This is a genomic window from Streptomyces sp. NRRL S-1022 (assembly GCF_000720135.1).
Classification (GTDB): Bacteria; Actinomycetota; Actinomycetes; order Streptomycetales; family Streptomycetaceae; genus Streptomyces.
Window position 1 is genome coordinate 152,510 of record NZ_JOIU01000021.1, and the last position, 18,451, is coordinate 170,960.

Annotated in this window: 20 protein-coding genes and 1 riboswitch; of the genes, 10 read left to right on the forward strand and 10 right to left on the reverse strand. The window is 74.7% G+C overall.

The window, feature by feature from the left end; translation table 11 throughout:
• Positions 1–91: 91 nt before the first annotated feature.
• A complete protein-coding gene (locus IG05_RS0128715; RefSeq protein WP_030346929.1) occupies positions 92–406 on the forward strand; it encodes a CU044_2847 family protein in 315 nt (104 codons plus the stop codon).
• Between the two features lie 44 nt (positions 407–450).
• Here the strand turns inward: IG05_RS0128715 and IG05_RS0128720 are convergent, their stop codons facing one another.
• Both IG05_RS0128720 and IG05_RS0128725 read right to left on the reverse strand, forming a co-directional pair.
• On the reverse strand, positions 451–1,035 hold the full coding sequence (locus IG05_RS0128720; RefSeq protein WP_051790367.1) for a DUF488 family protein: 585 nt from the start codon (positions 1,033–1,035) through the stop codon (positions 451–453).
• A gap of 2 nt (positions 1,036–1,037) precedes the next feature.
• Positions 1,038–1,571 carry a hypothetical protein gene (locus tag IG05_RS0128725; protein ID WP_030346931.1) on the reverse strand — a complete coding sequence of 178 codons (534 nt, stop codon included), beginning with the start codon at positions 1,569–1,571 and terminating at the stop codon, positions 1,038–1,040.
• A gap of 308 nt (positions 1,572–1,879) precedes the next feature.
• Here IG05_RS0128725 and IG05_RS48485 point away from each other — a divergent pair, with 308 nt between their 5' ends.
• Genes IG05_RS48485 through IG05_RS0128740 form a run of 3 tightly spaced genes read left to right on the forward strand, consistent with a single transcriptional unit; the run spans position 1,880 to position 5,307 of the window.
• A complete protein-coding gene (locus IG05_RS48485; RefSeq protein ID WP_030346932.1) occupies positions 1,880–2,254 on the forward strand; it encodes a hypothetical protein in 375 nt (124 codons plus the stop codon).
• Between the two features lie 46 nt (positions 2,255–2,300).
• Positions 2,301–4,055, forward strand: a complete 1,755-nt coding sequence (locus IG05_RS0128735) for a cation acetate symporter (RefSeq protein ID WP_030346933.1) — start codon at positions 2,301–2,303, stop codon at positions 4,053–4,055.
• 31 nt (positions 4,056–4,086) lie between these two features.
• The gene (locus tag IG05_RS0128740; RefSeq protein ID WP_030346934.1) at positions 4,087–5,307 is read left to right on the forward strand and encodes a sensor histidine kinase; all 1,221 of its coding nucleotides are present in this window, start codon (positions 4,087–4,089) and stop codon (positions 5,305–5,307) included.
• Between the two features lie 68 nt (positions 5,308–5,375).
• On the opposite strand, the gene IG05_RS0128745 is transcribed toward IG05_RS0128740, so the two are convergent.
• The 8 genes from IG05_RS0128745 to IG05_RS0128780 all read right to left on the reverse strand — a co-directional run bounded on the left by IG05_RS0128745 (position 5,376) and on the right by IG05_RS0128780 (position 12,879).
• A complete protein-coding gene (locus IG05_RS0128745) occupies positions 5,376–5,600 on the reverse strand; it encodes a proprotein convertase P-domain-containing protein (RefSeq protein ID WP_030346935.1) in 225 nt (74 codons plus the stop codon).
• 117 nt (positions 5,601–5,717) lie between these two features.
• Positions 5,718–7,127 carry an amino acid permease gene (locus tag IG05_RS0128750; protein WP_030346936.1) on the reverse strand — a complete coding sequence of 470 codons (1,410 nt, stop codon included), beginning with the start codon at positions 7,125–7,127 and terminating at the stop codon, positions 5,718–5,720.
• A gap of 196 nt (positions 7,128–7,323) precedes the next feature.
• Entirely contained in the window at positions 7,324–8,019 is a 696-nt protein-coding gene (locus IG05_RS0128755) for a GntR family transcriptional regulator (protein WP_199808398.1), read from the reverse strand.
• A gap of 23 nt (positions 8,020–8,042) precedes the next feature.
• The gene (locus IG05_RS0128760; RefSeq protein WP_030346938.1) at positions 8,043–9,044 is read right to left on the reverse strand and encodes a proline racemase family protein; all 1,002 of its coding nucleotides are present in this window, start codon (positions 9,042–9,044) and stop codon (positions 8,043–8,045) included.
• 11 nt (positions 9,045–9,055) lie between these two features.
• A complete protein-coding gene (locus IG05_RS0128765) occupies positions 9,056–9,952 on the reverse strand; it encodes a dihydrodipicolinate synthase family protein (protein WP_030346939.1) in 897 nt (298 codons plus the stop codon).
• A gap of 77 nt (positions 9,953–10,029) precedes the next feature.
• The gene (locus IG05_RS0128770) at positions 10,030–11,427 is read right to left on the reverse strand and encodes an NAD(P)/FAD-dependent oxidoreductase (RefSeq protein WP_030346940.1); all 1,398 of its coding nucleotides are present in this window, start codon (positions 11,425–11,427) and stop codon (positions 10,030–10,032) included.
• Positions 11,420–11,722: a (2Fe-2S)-binding protein gene (locus IG05_RS0128775; RefSeq protein WP_030346941.1), complete on the reverse strand. Its 303-nt coding sequence runs from the start codon at positions 11,720–11,722 to the stop codon at positions 11,420–11,422. The genes IG05_RS0128770 and IG05_RS0128775 overlap by 8 nt, the downstream gene beginning before the upstream one ends.
• Positions 11,719–12,879, reverse strand: coding sequence for an NAD(P)/FAD-dependent oxidoreductase (locus IG05_RS0128780; protein ID WP_030346942.1), 1,161 nt, complete (start codon positions 12,877–12,879; stop codon positions 11,719–11,721). Before IG05_RS0128780 ends, IG05_RS0128775 begins: the two co-directional genes overlap by 4 nt.
• A gap of 140 nt (positions 12,880–13,019) precedes the next feature.
• Here IG05_RS0128780 and IG05_RS50055 point away from each other — a divergent pair, with 140 nt between their 5' ends.
• From IG05_RS50055 to IG05_RS0128810, 6 genes are all read left to right on the forward strand, one after another.
• Positions 13,020–13,142 carry a putative leader peptide gene (locus IG05_RS50055; protein WP_267883329.1) on the forward strand — a complete coding sequence of 41 codons (123 nt, stop codon included), beginning with the start codon at positions 13,020–13,022 and terminating at the stop codon, positions 13,140–13,142.
• A gap of 79 nt (positions 13,143–13,221) precedes the next feature.
• Positions 13,222–14,109, forward strand: a complete 888-nt coding sequence (locus IG05_RS0128790; protein ID WP_030346943.1) for a glutathione S-transferase C-terminal domain-containing protein — start codon at positions 13,222–13,224, stop codon at positions 14,107–14,109.
• Positions 14,110–14,186: 77 nt separating this feature from the next.
• A riboswitch (SAM riboswitch) is annotated at positions 14,187–14,297 on the forward strand.
• Positions 14,298–14,650: 353 nt separating this feature from the next.
• Complete coding sequence (locus IG05_RS0128795) at positions 14,651–15,634, forward strand: amino acid ABC transporter permease (protein WP_030346944.1); 984 nt, start codon at positions 14,651–14,653, stop codon at positions 15,632–15,634.
• Positions 15,631–16,422, forward strand: coding sequence for an amino acid ABC transporter ATP-binding protein (locus tag IG05_RS0128800; RefSeq protein WP_030346945.1), 792 nt, complete (start codon positions 15,631–15,633; stop codon positions 16,420–16,422). The genes IG05_RS0128795 and IG05_RS0128800 overlap by 4 nt, the downstream gene beginning before the upstream one ends.
• 127 nt (positions 16,423–16,549) lie before the next feature.
• Positions 16,550–17,569, forward strand: a complete 1,020-nt coding sequence (locus tag IG05_RS0128805; protein WP_030346946.1) for an ABC transporter substrate-binding protein — start codon at positions 16,550–16,552, stop codon at positions 17,567–17,569.
• A gap of 64 nt (positions 17,570–17,633) precedes the next feature.
• Entirely contained in the window at positions 17,634–18,443 is an 810-nt protein-coding gene (locus IG05_RS0128810) for a GNAT family N-acetyltransferase (RefSeq protein WP_030346947.1), read from the forward strand.
• The last annotated feature ends 8 nt before the right edge of the window (positions 18,444–18,451 follow it).

Genomic DNA, 18,451 nt, shown 5'->3' on the forward strand with positions numbered 1-18,451 from the left:
TGCAGTCACCGCGGCCACGGACCCCTGTGCCGTGATGCGGTTTCCGCTCGTGTGGGCGGCGCTGGGCGGGACGGCAGACGTAGGAGGCGCCGTGGTATCCCGGGCTCGGATCCCGCTGGAGGGCGGGGGCTGCTTTCTGGCCGAGGGTCCGGCCGCCTACGAGGGGCCGGTGAAGGCAGGCCGGGTCGACGACGCCGTGCATCAGCTGCCGACGACGCTCCAGGAGGCGCTCGGGCCGGTCACGGAGAGGGCGCGCCTTGCCCCGGAACAGCTGCGCGAGGTCCGTCCCGACGAGGTCGTGATCGAGTTCGGCGTGGACCTGTCGGTGTCGGCCCGAGCCGTGATCACGGAGGGCCAGGCGGGCTGCCACCTCGACGTGACCGTCTCGTGGAAAGGCCGGGGCTGATCCGGTGCGCAGGCGATCCGGGCGACGGGCCGGCGGTGGTTTGATCACGGTGCCGCCCCGTCACCGGCGTCGTAGACCACGAGGCCGTCGGGGCGGAGGCGGGCGCCCGGGGTCGGGGTGTGGGTCATGAGGCGTCCGTCGTGCATCAGGTGCAGGACCAGCGCGCCGCGGGCGAGGACGGCGAAATCGGCGATCAGGCGCCGGTGGCACCGCCACCACACCGCCTCGCTGCACATCACCGCCGTACGCTCCTCGCCCGCCTGCCGCAGCAGGACATCCATCGCGGTGACGAACTCGGGGCTGCGCGTGTGGGCGGCGTAGCCGCGGAAGGACTCGTTGCGCCAGACCGTGTCGGGGGAGTCCGGCGACGGCTTGCGCCACCCGCCGAGCCTCTGCTCCCACCGGTAGGAGATCCGCTCCCCGGGCAGCCACTGGGCCAGCCGCTGACGGGCCACGTCCGGGTTCCGGCGGCTGCCGGGCGCGGTCCGGACGTCCACGACAGACTCGACACCGGCTTCTCGCAGGAGCCCTGCCAGGGCGGTCCTGTCCGCGGTGCCGTGACCGAAGGTGATCAGCTCCGGGCGCGGCTCGGAGACATGGTCCGTGGGGCCGGTCCGGGCGGGGCCCACACTCACCGCCCGGGGGCGTCCCCGCGCGGCAGCGGTCCGACGCCGGAACGGCGGCCGGGGCACGAGGCGGCGTGGGCCTGTCCGGGGCCGGGTCCGCCGCGGGCGGCCGGCACGTCGGCGACGGCACCGGTGGTGAAGGCGCAGACCGCCTTGTGCGGCACGTCCGGGACGAGGTCCCCGCGCGGCCAGGTGCCCGGCGGGACGCCGGCTCCGGTCGCGTTCTCCAGGATCTGGTCGTCGGTGGGGCGGACGACGGTGAACTCGGCGGAGGCCGGCGGCCCGGGCAGGCCGGCCTGGGCCATGAGCGAGCACACGACGCCGAGCAGGTCGGCCTGGCCGTGGTGCATGGCCAGGCCGACCGGCCGGGGCTGTGCGCCCGGGCACTCGGGCAGGCCGGTCGGGCGCTGGGGGACCCGGGCGGGTACGTGGGAGCCGGGGCGGCCGGTGGCGGTCTGCTCGGTCTTCTCGCCGAGGTTCGTCACCACGCCCCCGACGGTGCCCCCGGCCGGCCCCTGCCAGACGGCGCTTCCGATCATGTGCCGCCGGGTACCCGGCGGCGGCCCCCTCACGCGCCCGCCCGGCCGCGACGTGCCGGGCCGTGGGGCCGCGGCCGGGCCCGCGCACCTCCCGCTCTATCCGAGGGCCGGTACGGGGTCTGCGAGGGGGAGGAGGGCGCGAGCGGGACGGCGGTCTTCGGCGACGGCCGCCGTCCGGCCGCGCTGACGGCTCCCCGCGAATCCCCTGACCGCACGTCGGCGTCGGCCCGTCCCGGAGGCTGTCGCTTTGTTTTCCCGGTGCGTACACTCCACTGCGAAGTGTGATCATCGCGGTCGGAGGACGCGGCATGAGTGCACCGGGGGCTCCTCGACGTGAAGTGGTCACGGGGGTTCCGCGTGCGGCCCGCCCGGCTCGGGGCGGGCACGGGCCCGCGCAGCCCGGTCCGGCCGTCGACACCCTCGCCCTCCGCTCCCTGATGCGCCGTCAACTCAAGCTGGGGCTGCGGGCCTTCGCACTGCTCGCCGTCCTGCTCGGTCCGCTGCCCCTCGCCTTCACGGCCCTGCCGGACCCGGCGGCGCGGCCGGGCAGCGCCCTGGCCGTGTGGGCAGTCCTCGGGGTCGCCGTCTACCCCGCGCTCGTCGTCATCGGCCGGTGGTACGTCGTACGCGCCGAGCGCAACGAACGCGACACCGCGGACCGCGCCGGAGGGGCCCGGCGGTGAGCGACGTCCAGCCGTCCCCGTCCGGCCGCGCACCCGGAGCCGCCGGGTGAACCAGACGTACGGCGTCGTGGCCGTGTCGGCGGCGGTCGTGGTGACCCTGGTGATCGGCGCGGCGGGCCTGCGCATCTCCCGCACCACCTCCGACTTCTACGTCGCCTCCCGCACCGTGCCGCCGTACCTCAACGCCATGGCCATCAGCGGCGAGTACCTCTCGGCGGCCTCGTTCCTCGGCATCGCCGGGCTCGTCGCCGCCCAGGGCGTCGAGATGCTCTGGTTCCCCGTCGGCTACGCCGCCGGCTACCTCGTCCTGCTCGTGTTCGTCGCCGCCCCGCTGCGCCGCTCCGGGGCCTACACGCTGCCCGACTTCGCCGACTCACGGCTCCAGTCCCGGGCCGCCCGGCGCGTCGCCAGCGTGCTCGTCGTCGGTGTCGGCTGGCTCTACCTGCTGCCGCAGCTCCAGGGCGCGGGCCTCACCCTCGGCCTGGTCACCGGCGCGCCGCGGTGGCTCGGCGGGGTGCTGGTCGCCGTCGTCGTCGCCCTGGCCGTGGCCGCCGGCGGCATGCGCAGCATCACCTTCGTCCAGGCCTTCCAGTACTGCCTGAAACTGACCGCGCTCCTCGTGCCCGCCGTCTTCCTCCTCCTGGCCTGGCACGGCGACCCGCGCCCCGCCGGCGCCCTGGAGGAGCCGCCGACCTTCCGCCGGCACACCCAGGTCACCGTCGAGACCACCGTCCGCATCCGGATCGAGACGCCGCTGCGGGCCGTCGCGACCGGCGCCGTGGACGGCCGGGACCACGAGCGGGACCCGCTGCTGCTGGACCCCGGGGTGCACGAGGTCCGGGCCGGTACGACCCTCCGGTTCCCGCCGGGCACCCCGGTGCCCGAGCGGGAGCCGGGCGACGGCCGGCGCGCCGGAGCCTCCAGCTGGGCGGCGCCGCTGTCCGGCGGCAGGGAGGACCACCCGCTGTACACGACGTACGGGCTGATCTTCGCCACCTTCCTGGGCACCATGGGCCTGCCCCACGTCCTCGTCCGCTTCTACACCAACCCCGACGGCCGGGCCGCCCGGCGCACCACCGTGATCGTGCTCGCCCTGGTCGGCGGCTTCTACCTGCTGCCGCCGCTGTACGGCCTCCTCGGCCGGATCTACGCCCCCGACCTGCTGCTCACCGGCACCACGGACGCCGCCGTCCTGGTCCTGCCGGAACGTCTCGTCGGCGGCCCGGGCGGCGACCTGCTCGGTGCCCTGATCGCCGCCGGCGCCTGTGCCGCCTTCCTGTCCACCGCCTCCGGGCTCACCCTGTCCGTCGCGGGCGTGCTCAGCCAGGACGTACTGCCCTCGCTCGGCGTCCGCCACTTCCGGCTGGCCACGCTCCTGGCGGTCGCCGTACCCGTCACGGTGAGCGTGGCGGCCGGCAGTCTGCCCGTCGCCAACGCCGTCGGCCTCGCCTTCGCGGTGGCCGCCTCCTCCTTCTGCCCGCTGCTGCTGCTCGGCATCTGGTGGCGCGGCCTCACCGCGCCCGGCGCGATCGCGGGGCTGCTCACCGGGGGCGGCAGTGCCCTCACCGCGGTCGCCCTGACCATCGCCGGGCCCCTCACCGACGGCTGGCCGCACACCCTGCTCGCCTGGCCGGCGGTGTGGTCCGTGCCGCTCGGCTTCCTGACCATGATCCTGGTCTCCCTGGCCACCCGGGACCGGATCCCGGCCGGCACCGAGGCCGCCATGGCCCGCCTGCACCTGCCCGAACGCCCCCCGGGCCGGGGCGCGTCCGCCACCCGCCGAGGAGTGACCACCCCATGACGACCCGCCGGCCCGCCGACGGCGCCCGCGCATGAACGGCCTCGTCCTCCTCGCCGCCGCGACGCCCGTGGTGTTCGCCGCGGGCCTCGCCACGGGACGCCTCCTGTCCCGCCGGAGCGACCGGGACGGCACGGAGCACGGCGGCAGCCCCGTGGAACGCGCCACCTTCCGCACCCTGCACACCGCGTCCGCGGCCGCGCCCCCGCTGCGCGCCGGACTCACCGAGGACGCGGCCCGCAAGGCGGTACGACGGCTCCGGCCGCTGTTCGGCACGGCCGCGCTCGGTCTCACGGCCGAGGACCGGCTGCTGGCCTGGGACGGGCCGGGCCGGCACCACGCGGACACCGCCCTGGAGCGGGCCCGGCACGTCCTCGGGAGCGGCCGCACGCAGACCTTCACCATCCGCTGCCCGGACCCGGACTGCCCCGTGCGCCGGGGCGCCGCCGCGCCGCTCACGGTCGACGGGCGGGTGCTCGGCGCCCTCGTCGTGCTCGGCGCCGGGGAGTCGGCGAGCGTGGTCCGGGCCACCGAGGAGGTGGCGCGCTGGGTGTCCGTCCAGCTCGAACTCGCCGAGCTCGACCGCACCCGCACCGGTCTGATCGAGGCGGAGATCCGGGCGCTGCGCGCGCAGATCTCCCCGCACTTCATCTACAACTCCCTCGCCACGATCGCCTCGTTCGTGCGCACCGACCCCGAGCGGGCCCGTGAACTGCTGCTGGAGTTCGCCGACTTCACCCGGTACTCGTTCCGCCGGCACGGCGAGTTCACCACCCTGGCCGAGGAGTTGCGCTCCGTCGAGCAGTTCCTGGAGCTGGTCCGCGCCCGGTTCGGGCAGCGGCTGCGGGTGACCTTGCAGATCGCCCCGGAGGTGCTGCCCGTGGCGGTGCCCTTCCTGTGCGTGCAGCCCCTGGTGGAGAACGCGGTCAGGCACGGGCTGGAGGAGAGCGTGGAGCGCAGCCGTATCGGCATCACCGCGCAGGACGAGGGGGCGACGGCCCGGATCGTCATCGAGGACAACGGGGTCGGCATGGAACCGGACCGGCTGCGCCGGATCCTGCGCGGCGAGGACGGCCCCTCGACGGGCATCGGGCTGCGCAACGTGGACGAACGGCTGCGCCAGGTCTACGGCGACGACCACGGGCTGGTGATCGAGACCGGTGTCGCGGCCGGGATGAAGATCACGATCCGGATCCCCAAGTACCGCACCGGAGTGCACAGCACGCCTCCGCGCACCGCCTCCGGGAACGAGTGAGGGCCCGTGCCGGACATGCCCGCGGCCCCCGGCGGGGTGCTGCCGGGGGCCGCGCGCGTGGGGACGGGTCAGAAGGTCAGCGACCAGTTGTCCAGGGTGCCGATGCCGTCCGGGTACACGTCCGCGACCTGGAGCTTCCAGGTGCCGTTGGCCGGGGAGGCGCTCGCGTCGACCGAGTAGGTCCTGGTCAGGGTGCCGCCGGACTCCGAGGCGCTGGTCTCCTTCAGCCCGTAGGCCCTGCCGTCCGGGGCAACCAGGCAGATCTTCGGGTCGCTGCCGGAGATCCCGGCCACGGTGGCGGGCGACTCGACCGTCCCGGGGCCGGGGACGGGGAAGCCGGCGTCGTTGATCCCCTCGGCCCGTCCCTCAGTCCGTCCCGCAGCCCGTCCCTCGGTGCGCCGCTCGGCCCGTCACCGCTGCTGCCGGCGCTGGCGGCGGGCCGCCATCACCGCGTACACGATGACACCGGCGAACAGGAACAGCACGCCCTGGTAGACGGCCGCGTAGCCGGCGCCCGCCATCAGCCAGAGCGTGAAGGCGGCGGCCACCGCGCTGATCACGGAGTCCCGCACCAGCCGGCCCCGGTCGACGGCCTCGGACCGGCCGGCCATCAGGTGGAAGATCTGCGCGGCGGCGGCCAGCAGGTACGGCACGGTCGCGGTGAACGTGGTGACCAGGACCAGGACCTCGAAGACCCGGCCCGAACCCGAGAAGTAGTTGTAGACGGTGAGCAGCGAGGCGAGGACGACCGTCACGCCGACGCCGACCGTGGGCACGCCCCGCCGACGGCGCGTGAAGGCGCTCGGGAACAGTCCGTCGCGGGCCGCCGCGTACGGCGTCTGGGCGCTCAGCAGGGTCCAGCCGTTGAGGCAGCCGGTCATCGACACCAGGGCGGCGAGCGCCACGGCCGTACCGCCCCAGCTGCCCCCGAACATCGTGTTCACGGCGTCCGAGAACGGCGCGGTGGAGGCGACCAGGCGGTCGTGCGCGACCGTGCCGAACACCGACAGGGTGCCCAGCAGGTACACCAGCGCCGCGCCCGCGGTGCCGATGACGGTCGCGCGCCCCACGTTGCGCCGGGCGTCCCTGACCTCGCCCGCGCTGACGGCGGCGGACTCCACCCCGAGGTAGGAGAAGAGCAGCAGGGCGGCGGAGGCGGACACCGCGCCGACCGCGCCGTGGCCGCTGGTGTTGAACGGCCCCAGCCGGCCGGGGTCGAAGAAGAACAGCCCGCCGACCGCGACGAGCAGCAGCGGCACGAACTTCAGCACCGTGGACACCAGCTGGACGGCGCCCACGTACCGGGTGCCGGCGAAGTTGGCGAGGGCGGGCAGCCACTGCAGGGCCAGCGCGGCCAGGCAGGCGGTCCAGCGGTGCCCGTTCACCGGGACGAGCACGTCGAGGTAGCCCACGGCGGCGACGGCGAGCGCGGCGTTCGACACCCAGGTGGTGATCCAGTACGACCAGGCCGCGAGGAATCCCGCGAAGTCGCCGAACGCCTCGCGGGCGTAGACGTAGGGGCCGCCGGTGCGCGGGTCGCGTGCGGCGAGCCGGCCGAAGACCAGGGCCAGCGCGATGGCGCCGACCGTCAGCACGCCGAAGGCGACCAGGCTGACCGTGCCGTAAGGGGCGATGGAGGCGGGAAGCAGGAAGATGCCGCCGCCGATGATGTTGCCCATGACCAGTGCGGTGGCGACGGGCAGGCCGAACCGGCGGGCATGCCTGCCGGTGTCGCCCTGCGGGTCCCCGCCGTGAGCCGTGGCGGTCTCCGCGGGGATCTCCGCGGGGGCCGGAGCCGGGACGGTTCCGGTGCTGTGCATGGGTGGTGCGCCTCTCATGGAACTGACGTTCCCGGGATCGCCGGGACCGGGCCATGGTCGGGGATGCACCGGTCTGGCGCAAAATCGCCGTTTTTTGTTCCGCAGTGGCCGCCTGAGCACGGAAAATACGTCGTGCCGGGGTCCCGGCGCCGCGAGATGTCCGGCGCCCTCCGGCGGGTCCCGCGGACGGGCGAGGTCAGTCCGTCGCCGCCCAGAGGCTGCGCACATGCCCGAGGTGCCGGGTCATGATCGCGTGCACGGCCTTCTCGTCACGCTCCAGCAGGGCGTCCAGCAGCTCCAGGTGCTCCTCGGCGGAGGCGAGCAGCCGGCCCGCCTCCACCAGCGCGGTCAGCCCGTACAGACGGGAGCGCTTGCGCAGGTCGGCCACGACCTCGACCAGGTGGGCGTTGCCGGCCAGCGCGAGCAGACCGAGGTGGAAGCGGGTGTCGGCCTCGACGTAGGCGATCAGGTCGCCCGCCACCGCGGCGGTGACGATCTCCCGGGCCGCAGGGCGCAGCGCCTCCAGCGAGACACGGTCGGCCGTGCGGGCCAGCTCCACCACGGTGGGGATCTCGACGAGCGCCCGGACGTGCGTGTACTCGTCCAGCTGCCGGTCGGAGACGGCGGTGACCCGGAAGCCCTTGTTGGGCACCGTGTCGACCAGTCCCTCCTTGGCCAGGTCGAGCATGGCCTCGCGCACCGGTGTGGCCGAGACGCCGAACCGGGTGGCCAGCGAGGGCGCCGAGTAGACCTCGCCGGGCCGCAGCTCGCCCGCGATCAGCGCGGCGCGCAGGGCGTCCGCGACCCGCTCGCGGTAGCTGCTCCGCCGGCCGCCCAGCCGGGGGAGCGCGGGCATCTCGGGGTCACGGGGGTTCGGTGCCATGTCACGCATCACCGGGGTGAGTGTAGAGGACGCTAGAGGACGAACCCCTCCGGGAAGGGGTCGGCCGGGTCCAGCAGGTACTGTGCGGTGCCCGTGATCCAGGCCCGGCCGGTGAAGCTGGGCAGCACGGCCGGCACCCCGGCGACCTCCGTGGCCCCCAGCAGCCGGCCGGTGAACCGGGTGCCGATGAAGGACTCGTTCACGAACTCGGTGTGCAGCGGGAGTTCACCGCGCGCGTGCAGCTGCGCCATGCGCGCGCTGGTGCCCGTGCCGCAGGGGGAGCGGTCGAACCAGCCCGGGTGGATGACCATGGCGTGCCGGGAGTGCCGGGCGGTGGCGCCGGGCGCGTACAGGTGGACGTGGTGGCAGCCCCGGATCGACGGGTCCTCGGGGTGCACCGGCTCCGCCTCCGCGTTGATCGCCGTCATCAGCGACAGGCCGGCCGCCAGGATGTCGTCCTTGCGGGCGCGGTCGAAGGGCAGCCCGAACGCGTCCAGCGGCAGGATCGCGTAGAAGTTGCCGCCGTAGGCCAGGTCGTAGGTGACGGTACGGCCGTCCGGCAGGGTGATCTCGCGGTCCAGGCCGGCCGCGAACGACGGCACGTTCCTGAGCGTGACGTTCCGGGCGGCGCCGTTCTCCACCGCGACCTCGGCGACCACGAGCCCCGCCGGGGTGTCGAGCCGGATCGTGGTCACCGGCTCCGTGACCTCCACCATGCCGGTCTCCACCAGCACGGTGGCCACCCCGATCGTGCCGTGCCCGCACATCGGCAGATAGCCGGAGACCTCGATGTAGAGGACGCCCCAGTCGCAGTCGGGGCGGGCCGGCGGCTGCAGGATCGCGCCGCTCATCGCGGAGTGGCCGCGCGGCTCGTTCATCAGCAACTGCTTGACCTGGTCGCGGTGTTCACGGAACCACAGGCGCCGTTCGTTCATGGTCGCCCCCGGGACGGTGCCGATCCCGCCGGTGATCACGCGGGTCGGCATGCCCTCGGTGTGCGAGTCGACGGCGTGCAGGACGAGCTTGCTGCGCATGGGAGGACTCCTTACGCGAGACCGGCGGCGACGGCCTTCTCGGTGGCCGCGCGGACCGCGGCCTCCTGCTCGGGCGGCAGCGGGACCCGCGGCGGGCGCACCGGACCGCCGTACCGTCCGACGACGTCCATGGAGAGCTTGATCGCCTGGACGAACTCCGTCCGCGAGTCCCAGCGCAGCAGCGGGTGCAGCTGCCGGTACAGCGGGAGCGCGGTGGTGAGGTCCCCGGCGAGCGCGGCGCGGTACAGCTCGGCCGAGGCGCGCGGGAGGGCGTTGGGGTAGCCGGCCACCCAGCCCTTGGCACCGGCCACCGCCAGCTCCAGCAGCACGTCGTCGGCGCCGATCAAGAGGTCTAGATCGGGGGCGAGTTCGGCGATGCGGTAGGCACGGCGGACGTCACCGGAGAACTCCTTGACGGCGTGCACGAGCCCCTCGCCGTGCAGCCGGGCGAGGAGTTCGGGCACCAGGTCGACCTTGGTGTCGACCGGGTTGTTGTACGCCACCACGGGCACCCCCGCCCGCGCGGCCTCCGCGTAGTGGGCGAGCACCGAACGCTCGTCGGCGCGGTAGGCGTTGGGCGGCAGCAGCATCACCGAGGCGCAGCCCGCCTCGCCCGCCTGCTCGGCCCAGCGCCGGGCCTCGGCCGAGCCGTACGCGCAGACGCCCGGCATCACCCGCTCCCCGCCGATCGCGGCCACGGCGGTCTCCACCACCCGCGCCCGCTCCGCGTCGGTGAGCACCTGGTACTCGCCGAGCGAGCCGTTCGGTACGACGCCGTCGCAGCCGTTCGCGACGAGCCAGGCGCAGTGCTCGGCGTACCGGTCGTGGTCGACCGAGAGGTCGTCGCGCAGCGGGAGGGCGGTGGCGACGAGGATGCCGCGCCAGGGACGGTGCTGCGGGTCGGTCATGGGGCTCTCCCAATCAATAGGGTGTGACATGTTACTGACGGGCGGTGCGGTCCGGGTCCTCCGCCGGGAGGGCGGGCTCAGTCCGTCTCCGGCAGGGCGGCCAGCACCCCGAGCGGTACCGGCCGGGCGAACGGCCGCCGGCCGGGGTCGAGCGGGCAGCCGGTCAGGCCGGCCACCGCGGGCGCGCACATCCGCCCCTGGCACCAGCCCATCCCGGCCCGGGTGAGCAGCTTCACGGTGCGCAGGTCGCCGGCGCCCAGCGTGTCCGCGGACGCGCGCACCTGGCCGGCGGTGACCTCCTCGCAGCGGCACACCACCGTGTCGTCCGGCAGCCGGCCGGCCCAGCCCGCCGGCGGGGCGTACACCGCGTCCAGGGCCGTGGCGAACTCCCGCAGCCGGGTCCGGGCCCGGGCGGCGGCGGCCCAGCGGCGCGGGTCGGGCTCGGTGCCGTGCAGCCGGGCGGCGGCCGAGCGTCCGGCGATGTGGCCCTCGGCGAGCGCGAGCGCCGCGCCGCCGACGCCGGTGGTTTCCCCGGCGGCCCAGACACCGGGCACGCCGGTGCGCTGCTCCTCGTCGACCTGTACGGCGGTGCCCGACAGGGTGCAGCCCAGGGTCTCCGCGAGGTCGGTGTGCGGCAGCATGCCGTGGCCGACGGCGAGGGTGTCGCAGGGGATGCGGCGGGCGCTGCCGGGCCTCGGGCGCTGGTCCCGGCCGAGCGCGGCCACGGTGACCGCCTCCACCCGGTCGGTGCCGTGCGCCGCCACGACGGTGTGCCGGGCCAGTGTGCGCACCCGGTGCCGCAGCAGCCGGGCCGCGTACCCGGCGCCCTCGGCGAGTTTGCCGGGCTGCGCGGCCAGGGCGGGCGCCCGGCGCAGCACGGCGGCGGGACCGGCGGACTCGACCAGCGCGGCGACCCGGGCACCGGCCGCGGCGAGCCCGGTGGCCACCGGCAGCAGCAGCGGCCCGGTCCCGGCGACCACGGCCGTCCGGCCGGGCAGCACCAGGCCGCCCTTGAGCATGGCCTGCGCCCCGCCGGCGGTGACGACCCCGGGCAGTGTCCAGCCCGGGAAGGGCAGCACCTGCTCGTACCCGCCGGTGGCGAGCAGGACGGCGTCGGCGCGGACGGTGACGCCCTCCTCCTGGGCGGGGCCGAGCAGGGCGTGCACGGAGAACGTTTTGGAGGCGGAGTCCCGCCGCACGCACCACACGTGATGGTCCGTCAGGTGCGTGATGCGGCCGGCCGCGCGGTGCCGCTCCAGGGCGTCCCGCAGCCGCTCCCAGGTGCGCCACTGGTGGTGCAGGGCCTGTGGCCGGTGGGCGCCCAGGGCGGCGGCGGGCTGCCGGTAGAACTGGCCCCCGGCCTGCTCGGCCGCGTCGACCAGGAGCACCCGTACCCCTCGTGCGGCCGCCGCCAGCGCCCCGGCGAGGCCGGCCGGGCCCGCGCCGACGACGGCGAGTCGCGGTCGTTCAGTCATCGTCGAGGCCCGTCCCCTCCTGCGTGCGGATGTCGTCGCCCGGGCGCACCGGCACCAGGCAGGCCCGCTGGTTCGGGCGGCCGTTGACGGTCACGAGGCAGTCGAAGCACACCCCGATCCCGCAGAACACCCCGCGGGGCCGGCCGGTGCCGCGCGTGCTGCGCCAGGCCGGCACGCCAGCCGCCCACAGGGCCGCCGCGACCGTCTGGCCCGGCAGCGCCGGCAGGGGCCGGCCGTCGAAGGTGACGGTGCAGGCCGCGCCCGGCCGGGCGCGGGTCGACCTCAGCGGATTCACCGGACGTCGCCTCCCTCGGTGTCGAACCGCTCCGGCCGGAACGGTGTGAGATCCAGTTCGGGTGTCCTCCCGGTGACCGCCTGCGCGATCAACCGCCCGGTGCCGGTGGCGAGTCCGATGCCGGCGCCCTCGTGCCCGCAGGCGTGGAACAGGCCGGGCGCCCGCGGGTCGGCGCCGATGGCCGGCAGGTGGTCGGGCAGGTACGGCCGGAAGCCCGCGTACGTGCGCAGGGCGCGCACCCGCTCCAGGAAGGGGAACAGTCCGACCGCCCCGGCCGCCAGCGCCCGTACCGCGGGCAGCGACAGCGAGCGGTCGAAGCCGACCCGCTCCCGGGTGGCGCCGATCAGCACCGGGCCGGCGGCCGTGCCCTCCACGACCGGGGAGGTGCGCAGGGCGGCCGCGTCGCTGGCCACGTCGGCGACGTAGTCCGCGGCGTACACCTTGTGCCGGACCATCCGCGGCAGCGGCTCGGTGACCAGCACGAAGCCGCGCCGCGGGAGCACCGGCAGCCGGACGCCGGCCAGCGCCGCCACCTCGCCGCCCCAGGTGCCGGCCGCGTTCACCACCGCCGGGGCGTGGATCTCGCCCCGGTCGGTGCGGACGCCGTACACCGTGCCGTCCGCCGTGCGCAGCACCCCGGTCACGGTCCGGCCGGTGTGCAGGGCGGCACCGGAGGCGCGGGCCAGGTGGGCGGCGGCCAGCGCGGGCATGACCTGCGCGTCCTGCGGGTAGTGGACGCCGCCCGCCATGCCGGGTGCCAGGTGCGGTTCGAGCTCCCCCAGCCGGTCGGCGTCGACCGGTACGGCGGTGACACCCGCGCCGGCCTGTCCGGCCGCGAACTCCCGCAGCGCGGCCAGGGTCCCGGGTGCCGAGGCGACAACGAGGCCGCCCTTGCGCTCGTACTCCACGGCGCCTCCGTGCTCCTCGGCCAGGCCGACCCACAGGCGGGCCGACAGCAGGGCGAGTGCGAGCTCAGGGCCCGGTTCCTTGTCGGAGACGAGCAGATTGCCCTCGCCGGCGCCGGTGGTGCCGCCGGACACCGGCCCCCGGTCCACCAGCCGTACGCCGAGTCCGGCCCGTGCGGCGTACAGCGCGCAGGCAGCGCCCACCATCCCGGCCCCGACGACCACGACATCGCAGGTCAGTCGCTTGGTCACGGCAGTACTATGTCACATGTTCCTGTCCCTGAGGAGTACCCGGCGCGGCCTCCGATTCCCAGGCGTGGACGCCCCCTTGACGCCGTGCTGAGGCCGATCGACACTCCAGGGAGGGAATCCTAGTGAACAGGTAGGGAATCATGGCGCGCCTCCGGACGGGTACCGGCTCCACGGGCCGGACGCCGCCCAGCGCCCCCCTGCTCACCTCCCGCCGTCACATCGACCTGCAGCGCGTCTGCAGCGCGATCGGCCGCCGCCGCTGAGCCTGGCCCCGCTCGCCCCACCGGCCGGCCACGCCCGCGCCGGCGCGCCCCTCCGCACGCCCACCACCCGGGGAGACCCATGTCCATCGCTCCGCTCGCCGCCGTTCCGCCCGCCCCTCGCACCGCCCCCGCCTTCCGCGGACGGATCGGCCGGGACGCGCGCAGCGGCCACTACGCCGTGCCGCACCGCTACCGGCTCCATCTGTCCACCGCCTGCCCCGACGGGCTGCGCCTCGCCGTCGGCCACAGCCTGCTCGGCCTCGGCGCGAGCTGTCCGGTCACCCTCCTGCCCCCCGTCCCGGACTGTCCCGGCGGCGGCCACGCGGCGCTGCGCCCGCTGTACGAGGCCAGCGCCCACCACTACACGGGACCGGCGCTCGCGCCCGTGCTGAGCGACGACTGGTCCGGACGCATCGTCAGCACCCACACCCCCGACATCCTGCGCGACCTGGACCGGTTCGGGCCGGACGGCCGGGCCCGCCTCTACCCCTCCGGGCTGGAGTCCGTGATCGAGGCCGTCGAGCGGATGTGCGCCGAGGGCATCGAGGAGGCCGCGCAGCGCGCCGGACGGGCCGGCGCCGGCCCGTCCGAGCGGGCCGCCGCCCTCGACGTGCTGCTCGACACCCTGGGCCGGCTGGAGCGGCGGCTGGACGCGGAGCAGTACCTGGCCGACGACCGGCTCACCGCCGCCGACGTCGAACTGTGGGTGACCCTGGTGCAGCTCGACACCGTCCACCGCTGCCACCTCGACGCCTCCGCCGTGCACCGCATCGCCGGCCACCGCGCCCTGTGGGCCTACGCCCGCCGCCTGGCCGCGCGTCCCGCGTTCGGCCGCCACCTCGACCTCGACGGCATCGCCCGCCGCCACCACGGCCGCTGCCAGGGCCTGGAGGCCGCCGGAGCCGCTGTCCAGATCCTGGACTGGGCGGCCCACGCCGCAGATACCTCGGACGCTTCTCACAGGTGAGAGCGGTGCACCGATGTCCATGTGACGGACGGCCGTTGACATTCGGACGGCCAACTGCCTTACTTACGGCTCAGAACGGTCATGAGCGTCAGCGCCAAGCCCTGGCTCGCTGACCGGCAACCCTCGCACCGCGGTGGGGTGCCCCAGGTGACGACCGGACCGGACGACGTATTCGGTAAGCGCGAGGCCCCACGGGGCCGCAACAGTGACAGGTGACGCCATGTACGCAGCTCCCAGGACGGCCGCGAGCCGCCCCCAGGGCTGCGTACCGTCGTACGCCGGTCTCCTCGTCGCCGACCGGGCCGTCGATCTGCTCCGCGTGAACAGCGCACTGTGTACCGCACCGGGCTCTGCCCGCTGTCAGGGCTGACGTCTCCTCCCAGCCCCCGCGTTCCCGCCGCACACCCACCGCCCGGTGTGCCGTTGTCCGCCCAGCCCCCGGTTCCGCGCCCGTCCGTGCGCCGCCTCGTGCCCCCGTGCCGACGCGGCACACGCCCGCCCGTGCGCGGCCCCGGGGTGTCCGACTCCGCCGGAGCCCGCCATGAGCGAACCCCCAGGCGCCGCCGTCTCGACAGCCGAGCCGCCGGTACAAGCCGACGCCCCGTCAGAAACCCTCACCGCCCAGCGGGTCCAGCCGCTGCGCCGGCCCGGCCGGTGGATCGTCACCGCCGTCGTCCTCGTGCTCGTCGCGCAGATCCTGCACGGACTGGTCACCAACCCCTTCTACCAGTGGGACCGCTTCCGCTACTGGTTCCTGCGCCCGACCGTCCTCGACGGCCTCCTCGTCACCCTCGAAGTGACCGCGCTCAGCGCGGTGCTGGGGCTGCTCGGCGGGATCCTGCTGGCCGTCGCCCGGCTCTCCGGGAGCGCGGTGCTGCGCGCGGTCAGCTGGACCTACACCTGGCTGTTCCGCTCCGTACCGCTGATCGTGGTGCTGATCTTCCTCTACAACTTCAGCGCCCTGTACAAGACGCTCAGCCTCGGGGTGCCCTTCGGCCCCGCCTTCGTCACCTTCGACGAGTCGCGGCTGGCCACCGACATGACGATCGCCGTCATCGGGCTCAGCCTCAACGAGGCGGCGTACGCGGCCGAGGTGGTCCGCGGCGGTATCCTCTCCGTCGACCAGGGACAGCACGAGGCGGCCGCCGCGCTCGGACTGCCCAAGGGCTACCAGTTCCGCCGGATCGTCTTCCCGCAGGCCCTCAGGTCCATCACCCCGAACTACGTCAACCAGCTGATCGGCCTCGTCAAGAGCACGTCCCTGGTGTTCTACGTGTCCCTGCTCGACCTGTTCGGCACCGTGCAGTCCATGGGCAGCACCTACCCCGGTGACGTCGTGCCGCTGCTGATGGTCGCCACCGTCTGGTACCTGATCCTGACCAGCGCCGTGTCCGGCGCCCAGTTCTACGTCGAGCGGTACTACGCCCGGGGCGCCACGCGCACCCTGCCGCCGACCCCGTTGCAGAAAGCCCGGGCCGGCCTGGCCGGGCTGCGTGCCCGGCTGCGCAAGGAGGCCGCCGTATGACCACCGCACCCACGCTCGCGAAGCCCGCACCCGCCGCACTGGAGATCCGCGGCGTCCACAAGTGGTACGGCGCCCACCGCGTCCTCGACGGCATCGACCTGACCGTCCGCCCCGGCGAGGTCACGGTGATCATCGGGCCGTCCGGCTCCGGCAAGTCGACGCTGCTCAGGGTGATCAACCACCTGGAGAAGCCCGAGATCGGCCATGTCAGCGTCGGCGGCGAGCTGATCGGGGTGAAGCGGCACGGGGAGCGGCTGAAGGAACTGAGCGAACGCGCCCTCCTCGCCCAGCGCGGCCGGATCGGCTTCGTCTTCCAGAACTTCAACCTGTTCCCGCACCTGACCGTCCTCGACAACGTCGCCGCCGCTCCCGTCGCCACCGGCAGGCTGGCCAGGGCGGCGGCCCGGGAACTCGCCCGCGAACTGCTCGGCCGCGTGGGCCTAGCCGACAAGGCGGCCGCCTACCCGCGGCAGTTGTCCGGCGGCCAGCAGCAGCGCGTCGCCATCGCCCGCGCCCTCGCCCTGCGGCCCGGGATCATCCTCTTCGACGAGCCGACCTCGGCGCTCGACCCCGAACTCGTCGGCGAGGTGCTGGCCGTCATCAAGGACCTGGCGAGCGGCGGCACCACCCTCCTCATCGTCACCCACGAGATCGGCTTCGCCCGCGAGGTCGCCGACCGGGTCGTCTTCATCGACGGCGGCCGGATCGTCGAACAGGGGCCGCCCGGCCAGGTGCTGGACCGTCCCCGGCACGAACGGACCCGGGACTTCCTCGGCAAGGTGCTCTGACCGCCCGCCCGGCGGCGCACACCTCCCCGGCCCCGCGCACCTCCCCAAGCCCCCTGCACGTCCCGGACCTTCCGACTCCCGACGGACCTCCCGGTCTTCCCGGCCCTTCCGAACGACAAGGACAGCCATGCCCAGCCAGTTCTCCCGACGCAGACTGATACGCGGCCTCACCGCGGCCACCGCGGCCCTCTCCCTGGCCGGCGGGCTCGCCGCCTGCGGGGGCGACAGCGACGCGGCCACCACCACCGACACGGCCGGCACGGTGACCGTGGGCCGGCTGTCCAACGGCGCCGCGAAGGAGACCGCGCTGAAGGTCTCCGAGGTGAAGTCGATCAGCGCCCACCTGCCCGCCTCCGTCCGCAGGAGCGGCAAGCTCGTCATCGGCGTCGGAGCCCTGCCCTCGGGGTCCGCGCCGCTGAACTTCGTGGGCAGCGACCAGAAGACCCTCACCGGCTCCGAGCCCGACCTCGGCCGTCTGGTGGCCGCGGTGCTCGGCCTCAAGCCCGAGGTCAGGAACTCCACCTGGGAGAACCTCTTCGTCGGCATCGACAGCGGCAAGGTCGACGTGGCCTTCTCCAACGTCACCGTCACCGAGGAGCGCAAGAAGAAGTACGAGTTCGCCTCCTACCGCAAGGACAACCTGGCCTTCGAGGTGCTGAGGAAGAACTCCTGGAACTTCGACGGCGACTACGAGAACCTCGCCGGCAAGACGGTCACCGTGGGCGCCGGCACCAACCAGGAGAAGATCCTCCTGGAGTGGAAGACGAAGCTGGCCAAGGAGGGCAAGAAGCTCACCGTCAAGTACTTCCCGGACCAGAACGCCATCAACCTGGCGCTGAACAGCGGCAAGGTCGACGCCTATTTCGGGCCCAACCCCACGATCGCCTACCGCGCCCGGCAGACCGCGAACAGCCCGGACCCGACCCGCAACGCGGGCACCTTCTCCGGTGCCGGCGCGACGCTCCAGGGACTGATCGCCGCCACCGCCAAGAAGGACAGCGGGCTCGCCGAGCCGCTCACCGAGGCCCTCAACTACCTCATCGAGCACGGGCAGTACGGCAAGTGGCTGGCCGCGTACAACCTCTCCAACGAGTCCGTGGCGAAGGCGGAGGTCAACCCGCCCGGGCTGCCGCTCACCAACTCCTGACCACCCGGCACCCGGCCGCCCGGCCGCCCGTCCACCCGGCACCCGCAGAGAGGACTCCGCCTCCGTGGCCCATCCGACCGACGTCCGCGGCGGCGGAGCACCGCTCCTGCCCGGTGTCCGCGCCCTCGACAACGCGGTGTGGGCCGCCCTGGACGGCCCGCACGCCCACCTCGCCGACCGGTACGGCCGGGCGGCCCGCTACCGGCCGCAGACGTACGCCTTCGCGGCGCTCGCCGACCCGGCGGACCCGGCGGCCTGGGCCGACCTGCACACGCTCGTCGGACCCGGAACCACCGTACGGGTCAAGCCCGTCGAGCGGGTCCCCGACGGCTGGGAGGTGCTCGGCGAGGGCGAGGGCGTCCAGCTCGTCGACACCGCGCTGCGGGCCGGACCGGCCCCGGAGGCGGTGCGGCTGGGCCCCGACGACGTCCCCGAGATCCTCGGCCTGGTCGCCCGCACCCGGCCGGGCCCGTTCCTGCGCCGGACCGTCGAGCTGGGCACCTACCTCGGCATCCGGCACCACGGCAGGCTGGTCGCCATGGCGGGGGAGAGGCTGCGGCTGCCCGGCTGGACCGAGATCAGCGCCGTGTGCACCGATCCCGGTCACCGCGGCCGGGGCCTGGCCACCCGGCTGGTACGCGCGGTCGCGGCGGGCATCCGGGACCGCGGGGACACCCCGTTCCTGCACGCCGCCGCCGGCAACACACCCGCGATCCGGCTGTACGAGTCCCTCGGGTTCACCCTGCGCCGCCGCTCCCGGATCGTGCAGGTGCGCAGCCCGGGAACAACCGGCGCGGGCCGGGCGTTGGACGTTGTGACGAGATCCACCGGGCGGACGCCGATCCGGCCCGCCGTGGCCGACGGAGGGAGGTGACGGCCGTG